Raw genomic sequence first — 14,290 nt, 5'->3', positions numbered from 1 at the left:
AGCCTCTGCTAGCGATTTCGTGACTGCGGCAGCACATAGGGGATATGCCGCGCCGGAAGGCGACCGACAACGCCGCCGATGCCATAGACCCGGGCGATCGTCTCATCGCTGATCGTTTCCAGCGAAGGCCCGCTTGCCGTCACCCGACCGCCATGCATGACGATAAGCTGATCGGCAAATTCCGCCGCAAGATTGAGGTCATGGAGGATGGCAAGCACGAGACCGCCGCCGCTTGCAAAATCGCGCGCCGTTTCCAGCACGGAAATCTGATGGCCGATATCGAGGCTGGCCGTCGGCTCGTCGAGGAACAGTGCCCGCGCCTCGCCATTATCCACGGGGTTCGGCACCTGTGCCAGCGCCCGGGCAAACTGCACCCGCTGCTGTTCTCCGCCGGAGAGCATATTGTAAGACCGCTGCTCGAAACCGCGCAGCCCGGCCTTGGCGAGCGCGCGGCGGGCCTGCTCTTCCGGCGCGCGGGACCCCTGTGCGACAGCTCCCATCCGCACGATCTCAAGCGCAGTGAAGGGAAAGGCAAGCTGGGTATTCTGGGGCAGCACGGCTCGCAGGCGGGCGAGCTGGACCGGCGTGAAGACGGAGAGCTCGACATTATTATACGTCACCGACCCGGTCTCGGGGCGCATTTCGCCCGACAGCACCTTCATCAGCGTGGATTTGCCAGCACCGTTCGGACCGATGATGACATTGACCTTGCCGGGTTCCAGATCGACGCTGACTTCATCGAGCAGACGGCGGCCGGAGCGGATGAGGGTGAGGTTTTGAGCCCGGATCATGGCGTATTCCGCATGGAAAAACCACCGCGTCCGAGCAGCAGGAACAGAAAGACCGGCGCACCGATGAGCGCCGTGACAACCCCGATCGGCAGTTCCGCCGGTGCGGCCACCGTGCGGGCGAAACTGTCGGCCAGAAGCAGCAGTGCCGCGCCACCCAGCGCCGAGGCCGGCAGCAGGAAACGGTGCGACGGACCAATGGCGAGACGAAGCAGATGGGGTACGACGATGCCCACGAAACCGATGGAGCCGGCCGCCGCCACGCTCGCCCCGCAGGCGGCGGCAACGGCGAGAATGACGATCCGTTTCAGCCGCTGCACCGGAATGCCCATGTGGAAGGCGGCGGCATCGCCAAGGATCAGCGCATCCAGCCCGCGTGCGACGAAGGGAATGATAGCAAGCACGACGATGATGAACGGCAGGGTGGCGAGCACCTTGGCGGGCGTCGCCCCGCCGAGCGAACCGAGCGACCAGAAGGTGATGTCGCGCAGCGCCCGATCATCGGCCACAAAGATCATCAGCCCGGTCAGTGCGCCGCTGATGGCGGCCACGGCAATGCCAGCCAGAATGAGCGTGGTGGTGGAGGTCGCGCCGTCCTTGGTGGCGATCAGGTAGAGCACCCAGGTGTTCAGGAGCCCGCCGAAGAATGCCATGATCGGCAGGAAATGCGGGCCGAAAAACACGGCGACCGTGGCAAGCGCGCCTTCCCCCAGCGAAATCGCCGCAACAGCGAACAGCGCCGCACCCGATGTGACGCCGACAATGCCGGGATCGGCCAGCGGATTGCGAAACAGACCCTGCATCATCGCACCGGAGACACCAAGCCCCGCACCGATCAGCATGCCAAGCGCCGTCCGTGGCAGGCGCACCGCCTCAAGAATGACCCGGTCGCGCTGATCGAGCTGATCAGCACCGCCGGAGAGGTAGGCAAGGAGTTCGGAGGCGCCGACACCCGTGGGACCGCTGATGAGCGACACCCCGCAGGCAAACAGCAGGATGCCGACAAGCAGGACAAGTGTCATCGCACCCTGACGGGACCTGTCGCCCGCAACCCGTTCATCGGCCGAACTCAAGAGTGCAAGGCTCACGGCTTCACCACATCAGGATAAAGTTTCGCTGCCAGCTCATGGCCGGCGGCTGGGGTGCGCGGGCCGAAACCGATGAGATATAGCCCGTCCATGCTGATGAGAGCCTTGCTGGCGGCGGCCGGCGTGGACTGGAAGGCGGGCAGCGCGAAAATCTCATCTGCCTTGCCGGCATGATCGCCCCGCGCCATGGTCAGCACGACATCGGGTGCCGCGGCGATGACAGCTTCATCCGTCAGCGGCTTGTAACCGTTGATCTCCTCAGCCGCATTGATGCCGCCGGCCATTTCGATGATCGCAGCCGCCTCGGTATCCTTGCCCGCCGCCATGATGCGTCCACCTGCGATGGACAGCACGAAGAGAACGCGCTTTCTGCCCTTTTCCGGCACAGCGGCGACATCCTTGGCGAGAGCATCGAGCCCGGCCCTGGTTTCGGCGGCCAGCGCGCCGGCCTTGTCGGAAAGACCGACGGCCGCACCGACCTCCTCTATTTTCTTCGGGATGGCGTCTCCGCTCGGTGGCGTATCGACGGTGACGAAAGGCACCGCGCTTGCCTTCAGGATCGCGATGACATCGGCCGGTCCGGCACCATCCTCGGAAAGAATGAGATCTGGTTTCTGCGACAGGATGCCTTCCGATGAGAGCGCCCTCATATAGCCGATGTCGGGCTTTGTCAGTGCGTCGGCCGGATAGCTGCTCGTGCTGTCGCGCGCCACGATGCGGTCCTGCGCGCCGAGCGCGTAAAGGATTTCGGTCACCGTCCCACCCACCGCAACGATCCGTTTGGCTTGCGGATTGCCCTTGTCGGACGCCATGGAAGCCGGCGCGGTAAAGGCGATTGCAGCTGGCACGAGGGCGGCGAAAACAACGGAACGAAGGCGGAAATTCATCATGACGTCATCCTGAAACGCGACCGGCGCCATTGCCCGGCGCCATTAATCTTGAGTTCTTTACACATGTTTATCCACTGCGCAATCCGTAAGTGGAGTATTTTTGTTTGCTTTAATACGAACCTCTTCCCAAGCCGGTTTTCGCTCGATATCCTGACTGAAACAGGAAACTTAAAAGGAGACTCTGATGTTTATCGCCATGAACCGCTTTCGCGTCGTGCCGGGTTATGAAGAAACCTTCGAATCCATCTGGCGCGAGCGCAAATCGCATCTGAGCGAATTGCCGGGCTATATCGAATTCCACATGCTGAAGGGCCCGAAAGCGGACGACCACACGCTTTATGCCTCGCACACGGTCTGGGCCACCAAGGAGGATTTCCTTGCCTGGACGAAATCCGAACAGTTCCGCGCCGCCCATGCCAAGGCTGGCGAGAACCGCGGCAAGGTGGAATATCTCTCCGGCCCGCATTTCGAAGGTTTCGACGTCATCATCCATGAAGACAAGAATGGCGAACGCCATTCGATTGCCGCCTGAGGCCGACCGGATGAGCATTGCAGCCCAGAAGACCGGTGACGACAGGCAGGCCCGCGCCGCCGCCGCGCTCGCCGAAAAGCCTGACGGTATCGTCGAGGCCATCGCCGCCAAGGCAGAGGTGACGCCGGCCGAAATTCTGGCGATCCTGCCCGAAGGTGCCGCCGTTTCCACGCCGGCCGACCGGTTCGACGCGATCTGGAACGAAATGCGCGGCTGGGGCGAAGTCCTGATGATCGTGCAGACCGGCGATATCGTGCTCGAAGTGCCGGGCCATCTGCCGGAAGGCACGGAAAGCCACGGCTGGTTCAACATTCACGGCGACAGCCCCATCGGCGGTCACATCAAGAAGGACAATTGCGCCGGCATCACCTTCGTCGACCGCGGCTTCCACGGACGCCGATCCTGCTCCGTCTGGTTCATGAACGCCGCCGGCGGCGCCATGTTCAAGATCTTCGTCCGCCGCGACGAAAACAAGGAACTGCTTGCCGGGCAACTGGCAAAGTTCGAAGAGCTGCGGGACCGATTCCGCGGCTGAACGCTGAGGGAGGCTACCCGGCCTCTCTCACCCACACCAAGTCAGTTCATCGCCCGTTCAGTGCCGTTTTCTATCATCCGTTCAAATTCTAACGGACCCAGCACGGAGCAAAGCATCATGACCGACAACCAGCCCCTTTTTTCGCGCCGCAGTTTCGCCGGTCTCCTTGCGCTTGCCCCGCTTTTTGCAGCTGAAGGCGCGGCGGCCGCACCGGCAAGCCTGCGTGGCAGCGTCTCCTATCGCGAACGCATCGCCCTGCCGCCCGGCGCAACCGTCACCGTTCGCCTCATCGATGTGTCGCTGGCGGATGCGCCGTCGCAGACGATTGCCGAAACCACCATCCGCCCGCGCGGCCAGGTGCCGGTGCCCTTCGTGCTGCGGTATGACGACCGCGACATCAGGGGCCGCCGCTCCTATGCGCTGAGCGCCGAAATCCGCGACCGCGACCGGCTGCTTTTCACCACCACCCGCCGTTATTCCGTTCTGACCGGCGGCCGCGACGATACCGACCTCGTGCTGGAGCGCGTTGGTGCTGGCCCGGGCCGACCAGAGCCGGAAGCGGGTATCGACGGGCGCTGGCTGGTGCAGGAAATCCGCGGCGAGCGGGTTCGTGGCCGCCGTGAGGCAACGCTCGAAATCTCCCGCGAGGGCCGCGTTTCTGCCAATGTCGGTTGCAACGGCATCGGCGGCGAGGTCAAAATCAGCCGCAACCGCGTGGATTTCGGCCGGATGATTTCGACCCAGATGGCCTGCGCACCCGATATCATGCGTCAGGAACGGCAGTTCATCGAAGCGCTGGAAGGCGCGCGATCCTTCAGGCTGGAGCCGCGTCGGGGCGTGCTCGAGTTGATCGATGGCCGTGGCCGCCCCGCCATGCGCCTTCGCCGCGCCTGACCGCAAGCGCTCTGCCGACAATTTACACGCGCCGCCGTGCTGGCCATGGAACATTCCATGTCGTTTCCGGCACGGCGCGCGGCCCTTTCCCGCCCTAAGACTTTGGCGACGTCACCTTGGCGCTTTGCTCCGTCGCCAAGCTGCGTTATGCAACACGTCGAACTGCGCCGGGTCGATGCCGGCGCGCCGTTTTTGAGGGAAAACGCATGACATCCTATGTTCTGACCGTAGCCTGCCAATCGACCCGCGGCATCGTCGCCGCGATTTCCGGTTATCTGGCGGAAAAAGGGTGTAACATCGTCGACAGCTCGCAGTTCGACGACCTCGAGACCGGCAAGTTCTTCATGCGCGTGTCCTTCATTTCCGAAGAAGGCGCGTCTCTTGCGGCCATCACCGAAGGCTTTCAGCCGGTGGCGCAAAAATTCGGCATGGAAGCGGATATCTACCCGGATGGCCAGCGCATGAAAACGCTGCTGATGGTGTCGCGCTTCGGTCACTGCCTCAACGACCTGCTCTATCGCTGGAAGATCGGCGCGCTGCCGATCGATATCGTCGGCGTCGTCTCCAACCACTTCGATTACCAGAAGGTCGTCGTCAACCACGACATTCCCTTTCACCACATCAAGGTGACCAAGGAAAACAAGCCGAAGGCCGAAGCCCAGCTCATGGAGCTGGTGGAAACGACAGGCACGGAACTCGTCGTGCTGGCCCGTTACATGCAGGTCCTTTCCGACGATCTGTGCCGCAAGATGTCCGGCAAGATCATCAATATCCACCACTCCTTCCTGCCGAGCTTCAAGGGTGCAAACCCCTACAAGCAGGCCTATGAGCGTGGCGTGAAGCTGATCGGCGCAACGGCGCATTACGTCACCGCCGATCTCGACGAAGGCCCGATCATCGAGCAGGACACGGTGCGCATCACCCACGCGCAATCGGCCGATGACTATGTCTCGCTTGGCCGCGACGTGGAAAGCCAGGTGCTTGCCCGCGCCATCCACGCCCATATCCACCACCGCACCTTCATCAACGGCAACCGCACCGTGGTCTTCCCGCCAAGCCCAGGCAGCTATGCTTCCGAGCGGATGGGATGAGTCAGAAGAAACCACGCGGAATTATTTTCACCGGCCGGCAACCGAGCATCTCCAGTGACCGTTTCTTCGCTGTAGCCTAACAGCGAGGTCTCTCACATGAAAAAACTCGTCATTGCCGGCGCGGCGTTGCTCATCGCGGCCGGGTCCAGTTTCGCCCAGCAGCCGCCCCCACCGCCGCCGGGACCGGCAGATGCCGGCCCGAGCGTCGATGCGCCACCCCCGCCACCGCCGCCGCCCGGCCCTGGCGGTCCGAGAGAAGCAGGCTGGCGTGATGGCCCACATGGCAAGAGAATGCCGCCGCCACCGCCCTCCAAGGCCGCGCATTTCAGGATTGAAGACGGCGAGCGCAAGATCGACGTCAAATGTGCCGATGACGAGCCGATGAAGGCCTGCGCCGACATCATGATGCAGATCATCGACAAGATGAATGAATAGGGCTATCCAGCCTAGTCCCAAGGAGGCGGTACAGCCGTGCCGCCTCAGCCGAATTCCACCCGCGCCCTTAAGCCACGCCCGCCAGCGCCATCCTCCAGGGCCAGCCGCCCGCCGAACAGCCCGGCTATTTCCTCGATGATGGCAAGTCCGAGGCCCGCACCCGGCGCCGCGTTTTCCTGCCCGCGTGCGAAGCGCTGGCGAACGATGGCGCGATTTTCGAGCGGGATGCCTGGGCCATTGTCTTCAACCTCCAGCCAGACAATCGCTTGCTCGCGGCCAACGCGCACGGTGACTTCCGCGCCGCGCCCGGCATAGTTGATGGCATTGGAAACGAGATTACCAATCAGTTCACCGATGAGGAGCGGCTCGGCGAGAATTGTCGCCTCGCCCTCGCCTTCGAAACCGAGATCGATACCCGCCTCAGCGGCGCGCGGTACGAAATCCGCCGTCACGTTCTGCGCCACAGCCACGAGGTCTATCGCGGAAAAATCATGTTTCTCGCTGGAGCCCGCGGCATCAATATTGGCCATGCGCAGAAGCTGGGCGAGGATGTGTTCCGCATGCGCCACCGAAGCGCCGCCCTTCAGCGCCGCCGCCTGCGCTTCCTCGAGGCTCGTTGCGCGGGCGGAAAGCGCAAGCTGGGTACTGATGATGGCGAGCGGCGTGCGCAGCTGGTGGCTGGCATTGCCGGTGAAGTGCCGGAGCGCATCCAGCGCCGATTGCAACCGCACCATGAAGGAATTGACCGTCTCCACCAGGTTCTCCACCTCGACAGGCACGGATTGGCGGATGGGGTGCAGATCGTTCGGGCTGCGCTCGGCAATGGCTTCGCTCAGCCGGTAAAGCGGCCTGAGCGAAATCGTCACCGCGATCCAGACGATGATCGCCGCCCCGAGGATCATGAACAGCAGCCGCAGCGCCGAGCGAAGGATGATCGCCTGCGCCAGCTGGCTGCGAGCGATGGTGGTTTCGGCAACCGTGACGGAAAAGGGAACGGAATTGATGCCGGTCGACGCGAAGCGCCTGATGGCAGCGACCCGGATCGGCTCATCGCGAAACACCGCATCGCGATAGGCGGGGGTATCGCCGTTTTTGTTTTCGACCGTCGGCAGGTTCTGGTAACCGGTGAGGAATTGTCCGTTGGGTCCATCGACCCGGTAGAACACCCGGTCCTGCGCCGCCGATGTCAGCATTTCCAGCGCGACATAGGGAATATCCACCTCGAGCGAGCCGTCCTCCGCCACCACCACCCGCTCGGCAATGGCAAGCGCCGAACCGGAAAGCACCCTGTCTGAAACCACATTGGCGGTGTTTACCGCCTCGCGCCAGGTGTCGGTCAGCGCCACGCAGCCGATGATGGCAGTGGAAATGAGGAGCCAGCCTAAAAGTCGCCGCCTGAGCGAATAGGCGGCCTTGATCATTCCGCCATCTCCGGCAGTTTTTCGAGATAATAACCGATGCCGCGCGCCGTCTTCACCGTCAGCCCGTGGGGCGCAAGCCGCTTGCGCAGGCGGCTGACATATTGCTCGATGGCATTGGCGGAAATATCGTCGTCGAAGCCGGTCAGCGACTGCACGATCGCTTCCTTGGCGACCACCTTGCCGGCCCGCATGAACAGCACCTCCAGCAACGCCACTTCACGGGCCGGAATATCGAGCGGGCGATCATCCGCCGAAAATGTGCGCGACGTCAGGTCGAACAGCACCTTGCCGAAACTGAGGACCGACGACCGAAGCCCGGCGTTGCGGCGCAGGAGAACACGCACGCGGGCCTCGAATTCGGCAACGTCGAAAGGCTTGATCATATAGTCATCGGCACCGAGATCGAGGCCCTTGACCTTTTCTTCCGGCGTGCCGCGCGCCGTCAGGATCAGCACGGCCGCCTTGTCCTGGCGCGACCGCATGGAGCGCAGCACCTCTATGCCGTCCATTTCCGGCAGGTTGAGATCGAGAATGACCAGATCGAAACTTTCAGCCGCAATCGCGGCATCGGCGGAAGCGCCGTCGGATACCACATCCACCGCATAACCGCTGCCGCGCAGCAGCGCCGACAGCCCCTCCGACAGCACCTGATTGTCCTCGACCAGCAAAATACGCAAATCTTCCTCCCGCAGCATTGCCGAGTTTAACCAGAGCCTTGCCGCTTGTGAATGGCAAGCGCCTGCTGCATGATCTTTTCCATGCGTATCTGCCTTCTCCTCTGCCTCTGTCTTTGCATGGCCCTCCCCGCGCTTGCGCAGGTTGCCATTTTTCCGGCCCCTTCGGGCAAGGCAGATGCCCAAACCCTGGTGGTTTACTCCTCGCTGGACGAACCGCTGGCGACACCGATGATCGAGGGTTTCCAGAAGGCCAATCCCGATATTGCGGTCCATTATGAGGATATGCTGACCGGCGAAATCTACGACCGCATCGTGAAGGAAACCGATGCTGGCAAAAAGACCGCCGATTTCGCCTTTTCCTCCGCCATGGATCTGCAGGTGAAGCTGAGCAATGACGGTTATGCCCAGCGTTCCGATCTCGCCATGAGCGCCCGCTGGCCCGCCTGGGCGAACTGGCGCAATACGGCTTACGCGCTGACCTTCGAGCCGGCTGTCTTCGTTTATCACAAGCCGAGCTTCACCACCGAGAAGCCACCCGCCACCCGCGCCGAATTTGTCGATTATCTCGAACGCCACGCTAAAGAGGTGCATGGCCGCATCGCGACCTATGACATCGAGCGCTCCGGCGTCGGCTTTCTGTTCATGTCGCGCGACCAGGAGCAGTTCGGCGATATCTGGAACGTCATCAAGGCCATGGGCGCGGCAGGCGTAAAAGTCTATTCCACCTCATCCGCCATTCTGGAGCGTGTCTCCGACGGGCGCTTCGTGATGGGCTATAATATCCTCGGCTCCTATGCGGCGGACTGGGCCTCGCGCCACCCGGATGTCGGCATCGTGCTGCCGAAAGACTATACCGTGGTGATGTCACGCATCGGGCTGGTGCCGGAGGCGGCCGCAAATCCCGAACTTGGCCGGCGGTATCTCGAATTCTTCATGTCGAAGGAAGGCCAGACGATCATGGCCCGGCAATTGCAGATCCCGGCCGTCAGCCCGGAAGTGGCCGGCGAAAACACCGCCAACACCATGCAGGCCATCCATGGCGCGCAATTGCGGCCCGTGCCGGTCAGCCCCGGGCTGATGGTCTATCTGGATCAGGTCAAGCGCAGCCGCTTGATCGAGCGCTGGAACGAAGCCTTGCGGTCACAATAACACCGTCAGACACAAAGCTTTACGGTTTGCAGAAATTAATAGAGAGTAAATGAGCAAGGACTTGCTTAACGTCAGTTAGATGACAGCTTTTTATGATGCTCTGCAATCCTTCTTCATTCCGTGGAGGCGGAAGAAGATGCGGGAGGACATCCGGGACGAATCCAAAGACCGAGCGTTTTGATTTCAACGCCGGCAAAGCTGCGTCCCCAGAAATCCCTTCCGCATAAACGAAAAATGACGCCCGGAAAGGGCATCCTGAGGAGGGTTTTCGACGTGAAACATTTTCTTATCAGCACATTCCTGGCGGGCATGATCGCTCTTCCGGCAGCTGCCGCGGACTACACGATCATTGCGCCTGCCAACCCCGGCGGTGGCTGGGACCAGACCGCGCGCTCGCTGCAGACGGTCCTGCAGGAAGAAGGCATTTCCAAGAGTGTCCAGGTGCAGAACGTACCGGGCGCCGGCGGCACCATCGGTCTTGCGCAGTTTGCCAGCCAGCAGAAGGGTAACCCGAACGCCCTCATCGTCGGCGGTTACGTGATGGTCGGCGCGATCCTCACCAACAATGCGCCCGTAACACTGAAGGAAGTGACGCCGATTGCCCGCCTGACGGGTGAATATGAGGCCGTTGTCGTCCCGGCATCGTCGCCTATCAAGACCATGGCCGAACTCGTCGAGCAGCTGAAGAAAGATCCGGGCAGCGTGTCCTGGGGCGGCGGCTCGGCCGGCGGCACCGACCACATCGCCGTTGGCCTGATCGCCAAGGCGGCAGGGGTTGACCCCACCAAGATCAACTACATCGCCTATTCCGGCGGCGGCGAAGCACTTGCCTCGATCCTCGGTTCGCAGGTCACGGCTGGCGTTTCCGGCTACGGTGAATTCGAAGGCCAGGTCAAGGCCGGCACGCTGCGCCTTCTTGCCGTCACCAGCGAAAACCGTCTCGAAGGCGTCGACGCACCGACGCTGAAGGAAAGCGGTCTTGATGTCGTCGTGCAGAACTGGCGCATGGTTGCGGCTCCTCCCGGTATTTCCGCCGATCAGGAAAAGGCCGTCAATGCCGACATCGAAAAGCTGGTGAAGTCCGCCAAGTGGCAGGAAACCCTGAAGACCAAGGGCTGGATGGATACCTATCTCGCCGGTGACGCCTTCAAGGAACAGCTTGCCAAGGACACCGCCGCTACCGAAACCATCCTCAAAGACATCGGACTGGTGAAAAAATGAGCCAGGGTTTCAACCCCTCGCACGATCAGAAGCGTCGCCCCGACTGGGCGGCGCTGGTGATCGCTGTCGCCCTCGTCATCGTCGCCGGCGTGATCTTCTGGGATAGCGCCCGCCTGGCCAGTGTCACCGGTTACTCCCCGGTCGGCCCGGCGACCGTGCCTTACGCGATTGCCTTCTGTCTTGTCGGCCTGGCGATCTGGACGGCCATAGAGGCCTGGCGCGGGGATTTTCCCGAACGCGACAAACAGGAAATCGCCCCGGTCATCTGGGTCGTCGCGGGCCTTGCCGCGCAGATGCTGCTTTTGAACCTGGCCGGTTTCTCCATCGCCACCGGTTTGCTGTTTGCTTTCACCGCGCGCGCTTTCGGCAAACGCAAGCTCTGGTATTCGATCCCGGTCGGCATCGTGCTGAGCTTCGTCATCTGGGTGGTATTTGCCCAGCTGCTGCAATTGTCTCTGCCCGCTGGCCCATTGGAACGGCTGTTCTTCTGACAGCCATTCCGACGACATCAGAGATCACGGGAACAGCCGGCGCGTCGTGACGACGAAGCCAGCCGTTCCGCCCGCCCTACCGCTCGACAGGGGGACATCCGTCCATGAGTACCTTTGAATTCCTGCTGCACGGTCTTGAGGTTGCCGCCCAACCCATGAACCTGCTCTACGCGCTGATCGGCGTGACCCTCGGCACCGCCGTCGGCGTTCTGCCGGGCATCGGCCCGGCGCTGACCGTCGCGCTGCTTCTTCCCGTCACCTACCGGCTCGATCCCGCCGGTTCGCTCATCATGTTCGCCGGCATCTATTATGGCGGCATGTATGGCGGCTCGACTACCTCGATCCTGCTCAACACACCGGGCGAAAGCGCCTCGATCGTGACGGCGCTGGAAGGCAACAAGATGGCGCGCAAGGGGAGAGGCGGTCCGGCGCTTGCCACCGCCGCCATCGGCTCCTTCGTCGCCGGCCTCATCGCCACCATCGCGCTCGCCTTCATTGCGCCCTATATCGTCAAGCTGGCGCTGGTCTTTGGCCCGCGTGAATATTTCGCGCTGATGGTGCTCGCTTTTGTCACTGTTTCCTCCGCTTTCGGCGATTCGGCGCTGCGTGGCCTCACCTCGCTCTTCATCGGTTTTGCACTTGCCATCGTCGGCATCGACCAGCTGACCGGACAGACCCGCATGAGCTTCGGCATTCCCGACCTGCTCGACGGCGTGGAAGTGACGACGCTTGCCGTGGCCATGTTTGCGATTGGCGAAACACTCTTCATCGTCGCCCAGGGCAATAGCGGCCCCGACAAGGTGGAGGCGGTCAAGGGTTCGGTGTGGATGAATGCGCAGGATTGGGCACGCTCGTGGAAAGCCTGGCTGCGCGGCACGCTGATTGGCTTCCCCATCGGCGCGATGCCGGCGGGCGGCGCTGAAATCGGTACTTTCCTTTCCTACGCCACCGAAAAGAAGCTGACCAAATATCCGGAAGAATTCGGCAACGGCGCGATTGAAGGCGTCGCCGGCCCCGAAGCCGCCAACAACGCCTCCGCCGCCGGCACGCTGGTGCCGCTCCTGACGCTCGGCCTGCCGACGACGGCGACCGCCGCCATCATGCTCGCCGGCTTCCAGCAATATGGCCTGCAGCCCGGCCCCCTGCTGTTTGCGACCAACCCGCAGCTCGTCTGGGGCCTGATCGCCAGCCTGTTCATCGCCAACCTGATGCTCCTGGTGCTGAACCTGCCGCTCGTTGGCCTGTGGGTAAAGCTGCTGACCATCCCGAAGCCCTGGCTTTACGCCGGCATCCTGCTGTTTGCGACACTCGGCACCATCGGCGCCAATCCGTCCGTTTTCGAACTCGGCATGCTGCTCGCTTTCGGTATCCTCGGCTACATCATGCGCATCTTCGGTTACCCGATCGCGCCTGCGGTCGTCGGTCTCATCCTCGGCCCGCTTGCCGAACAGCAGCTGCGCCGGGCGCTGGCCATCGGTCAGGGCGATCCGACGGTACTTTTCACCTCGCCGATTGCCGTTGGCCTCTTCATCGTCGCGGCAGCCGCCTTCATCATCCCGCTGATCATGCGTATCCGCGGCCGCGGTGAAGTACTGACCCAGCTTGCTGCCAACGAGGACTGAGAATTAAAGAGCCTCCCAAGGCAACTGGCCCCGTATCTTCGGATGCGGGGCCTTTTTTGTGGAACGTTATCGATTGCCGCACGGTTCGGGCAGCATGGAACACAACCGGCAACCGGCTGTCTTGCGTTCAGACTGCGTAAAGAAACCGACTTTTCCGATGATCCCGCCCCCCGGACATGGTACAGTTGACGAAGGCGATAGGAACAGACGATGAGACCTCTAGCGATCCTGACCATCCTTGCTTTGACCGGCTGCAGCGCCGGCGCCCACGATGTCGAGCCCATTCCTGGCAGCATCACCTATGGCGGGCAACCGCGTACCAAGCTTGAAAAATCCCCGATCGGCAGCACACTTAGCCACGAATTCGTCATGGGCGACGGACGTCTCGCCATCGAGACGTACCGCATCCAGCCGGATCGCTCGCTGAAACTCGAACGCCGCGAAATCATCGGCGACTGGCCGCCGAACTGAGCAGGGGTGTCGAACCCATTTCCGGTCATCTGACGTCGAAATGGAACAGGGCACAGGCCGTTGCGTTATACGACGGACTTTCCAAAGCGGCTTTCCGTCCGCCCTTCCCAGGAGACTTCGATGAAGACCCACAAGACGAAAAACGACCTGCCTTCCAATGCAAAATCGACCGTGATCGGCATTCTCAACGAGAACCTCGCGTCGATCATCGATCTCGCGCTCATCACCAAGCAGGCGCACTGGAACCTCAAGGGCCCGCAATTCATCGCCGTCCACGAGCTGCTCGACAAGTTCCGCGCGCTGATTGACAAGCATAGCGATACGATCGCGGAACGCGCCGTGCAGCTTGGCGGCACCGCGCTCGGCAGCACGCAGACGGTTGCGTCAGCGACGAAGCTCAAGGCCTATCCGACCGACATTTATACGATCCATGATCACCTGGCAGCGCTGATCGAGCGTTACGGCGACGTGGCCAACATGGTCCGCAAGGCGATCGACGATTCCGACGAGGCAGGCGACCCCACGACGGCGGACATTTTCACCGCCGCCTCGCGCGACCTCGACAAGTCGCTTTGGTTCCTCGAAGCGCATGTGCAGGAAAAGAACTGAGCCGACCTAACGGCTTAAAAACAGCAAAGCGCCCGGTCCAACCGGGCGCTGTCTGTTTCAAGCGGCGTTATTTTGACGCGTCAATGGCGCCGCAAGACGGCGCGCCCGATATCTCTCAGCATGTCATGATCGAGAATGCCACGCTGGGCGCTGCGGATCAAAACCGCTGCACATTCATTGGCAACGTGGCTGCTGCGATCCTGAAAGCACTCGAAGCACACGCCATCGAAAATGTTTTGTAGATCGGTAATCTGCTCCGGCGACAGTTGCGCGCCAACCCGTTCAAAAGCTGCATACGACAAGGCTCATCCTCCTGATGATTTGCCAAGTATCGTTTCTTTTTTTCGTGGACAGGAGATTTGTACACCTGAACGAA

17 protein-coding genes are annotated in these 14,290 nt (G+C 61.9%); 11 read left to right on the top strand and 6 right to left on the bottom strand.

The window, feature by feature from the left end:
- Nucleotides 1-8: 8 nt before the first annotated feature.
- The 3 genes from FS804_RS13140 to FS804_RS13130 are packed head-to-tail and all read right to left on the bottom strand — an operon-like array spanning nucleotide 9 to nucleotide 2,766.
- On the bottom strand, nucleotides 9-791 hold the full coding sequence (locus tag FS804_RS13140) for a heme ABC transporter ATP-binding protein (protein ID WP_063948197.1): 783 nt from the start codon (nucleotides 789-791) through the stop codon (nucleotides 9-11).
- The gene (locus FS804_RS13135) at nucleotides 788-1,876 is read right to left on the bottom strand and encodes an iron ABC transporter permease (protein ID WP_144577042.1); all 1,089 of its coding nucleotides are present in this window, start codon (nucleotides 1,874-1,876) and stop codon (nucleotides 788-790) included. The genes FS804_RS13140 and FS804_RS13135 overlap by 4 nt, the downstream gene beginning before the upstream one ends.
- Nucleotides 1,873-2,766, bottom strand: coding sequence for a hemin ABC transporter substrate-binding protein (locus tag FS804_RS13130; protein WP_144577041.1), 894 nt, complete (start codon nucleotides 2,764-2,766; stop codon nucleotides 1,873-1,875). Before FS804_RS13130 ends, FS804_RS13135 begins: the two co-directional genes overlap by 4 nt.
- Before the next feature lie 184 nt (nucleotides 2,767-2,950).
- Between FS804_RS13130 and FS804_RS13125 the strand changes: the two genes are divergently transcribed.
- From FS804_RS13125 to FS804_RS24960, 5 genes are all read left to right on the top strand, one after another.
- Nucleotides 2,951-3,298 carry an antibiotic biosynthesis monooxygenase gene (locus FS804_RS13125; protein ID WP_063948195.1) on the top strand — a complete coding sequence of 116 codons (348 nt, stop codon included), beginning with the start codon at nucleotides 2,951-2,953 and terminating at the stop codon, nucleotides 3,296-3,298.
- A 10-nt stretch (nucleotides 3,299-3,308) separates the two neighbouring features.
- Nucleotides 3,309-3,833: a heme utilization cystosolic carrier protein HutX gene (gene hutX / locus FS804_RS13120; protein WP_144577494.1), complete on the top strand. Its 525-nt coding sequence runs from the start codon at nucleotides 3,309-3,311 to the stop codon at nucleotides 3,831-3,833.
- Between the two features lie 117 nt (nucleotides 3,834-3,950).
- Nucleotides 3,951-4,727 (top strand): YbaY family lipoprotein, encoded by a 777-nt coding sequence (locus FS804_RS13115; RefSeq protein WP_063948194.1) that lies wholly within the window; start codon nucleotides 3,951-3,953, stop codon nucleotides 4,725-4,727.
- Between the two features lie 206 nt (nucleotides 4,728-4,933).
- Nucleotides 4,934-5,818, top strand: coding sequence for a formyltetrahydrofolate deformylase (gene purU / locus FS804_RS13105; RefSeq protein ID WP_063948193.1), 885 nt, complete (start codon nucleotides 4,934-4,936; stop codon nucleotides 5,816-5,818).
- A gap of 96 nt (nucleotides 5,819-5,914) precedes the next feature.
- Nucleotides 5,915-6,253, top strand: coding sequence for a hypothetical protein (locus FS804_RS24960; RefSeq protein ID WP_186376793.1), 339 nt, complete (start codon nucleotides 5,915-5,917; stop codon nucleotides 6,251-6,253).
- Between the two features lie 44 nt (nucleotides 6,254-6,297).
- On the opposite strand, the gene FS804_RS13095 is transcribed toward FS804_RS24960, so the two are convergent.
- Together FS804_RS13095 and FS804_RS13090 are read right to left on the bottom strand one after the other, a co-directional pair.
- The gene (locus FS804_RS13095; protein ID WP_144577039.1) at nucleotides 6,298-7,674 is read right to left on the bottom strand and encodes a sensor histidine kinase; all 1,377 of its coding nucleotides are present in this window, start codon (nucleotides 7,672-7,674) and stop codon (nucleotides 6,298-6,300) included.
- A complete protein-coding gene (locus tag FS804_RS13090; protein ID WP_063948181.1) occupies nucleotides 7,671-8,351 on the bottom strand; it encodes a response regulator transcription factor in 681 nt (226 codons plus the stop codon). The genes FS804_RS13095 and FS804_RS13090 overlap by 4 nt, the downstream gene beginning before the upstream one ends.
- 51 nt (nucleotides 8,352-8,402) lie before the next feature.
- On the opposite strand from FS804_RS13090, the gene FS804_RS13085 reads away from it, so the two are divergent.
- The 6 genes from FS804_RS13085 to dps all read left to right on the top strand — a co-directional run bounded on the left by FS804_RS13085 (nucleotide 8,403) and on the right by dps (nucleotide 13,914).
- Nucleotides 8,403-9,500, top strand: coding sequence for an ABC transporter substrate-binding protein (locus tag FS804_RS13085; RefSeq protein ID WP_371417861.1), 1,098 nt, complete (start codon nucleotides 8,403-8,405; stop codon nucleotides 9,498-9,500).
- A 309-nt stretch (nucleotides 9,501-9,809) separates the two neighbouring features.
- Complete coding sequence (locus tag FS804_RS13080; RefSeq protein ID WP_371417878.1) at nucleotides 9,810-10,721, top strand: Bug family tripartite tricarboxylate transporter substrate binding protein; 912 nt, start codon at nucleotides 9,810-9,812, stop codon at nucleotides 10,719-10,721.
- Entirely contained in the window at nucleotides 10,718-11,212 is a 495-nt protein-coding gene (locus FS804_RS13075; protein ID WP_144577036.1) for a tripartite tricarboxylate transporter TctB family protein, read from the top strand. The genes FS804_RS13080 and FS804_RS13075 overlap by 4 nt, the downstream gene beginning before the upstream one ends.
- 104 nt (nucleotides 11,213-11,316) lie before the next feature.
- Nucleotides 11,317-12,834, top strand: coding sequence for a tripartite tricarboxylate transporter permease (locus FS804_RS13070; protein ID WP_063948074.1), 1,518 nt, complete (start codon nucleotides 11,317-11,319; stop codon nucleotides 12,832-12,834).
- Nucleotides 12,835-13,044: 210 nt separating this feature from the next.
- Nucleotides 13,045-13,305: a hypothetical protein gene (locus FS804_RS13065; RefSeq protein WP_063948075.1), complete on the top strand. Its 261-nt coding sequence runs from the start codon at nucleotides 13,045-13,047 to the stop codon at nucleotides 13,303-13,305.
- Nucleotides 13,306-13,425: 120 nt separating this feature from the next.
- On the top strand, nucleotides 13,426-13,914 hold the full coding sequence (gene dps, locus FS804_RS13060; RefSeq protein WP_063948076.1) for a DNA starvation/stationary phase protection protein Dps: 489 nt from the start codon (nucleotides 13,426-13,428) through the stop codon (nucleotides 13,912-13,914).
- Nucleotides 13,915-13,994: 80 nt separating this feature from the next.
- Here dps and FS804_RS13055 read toward each other — a convergent pair whose 3' ends face one another.
- Nucleotides 13,995-14,216: a hypothetical protein gene (locus FS804_RS13055; RefSeq protein ID WP_077224699.1), complete on the bottom strand. Its 222-nt coding sequence runs from the start codon at nucleotides 14,214-14,216 to the stop codon at nucleotides 13,995-13,997.
- Nucleotides 14,217-14,290: the final 74 nt, after the last annotated feature.

This window comes from Agrobacterium sp. DE0009 (assembly GCF_007680755.1).
Taxonomy (GTDB): Bacteria; Pseudomonadota; Alphaproteobacteria; order Rhizobiales; family Rhizobiaceae; genus Agrobacterium; species Agrobacterium tumefaciens_B.
This window is presented reverse-complemented; position numbering and strand designations above follow the sequence as displayed.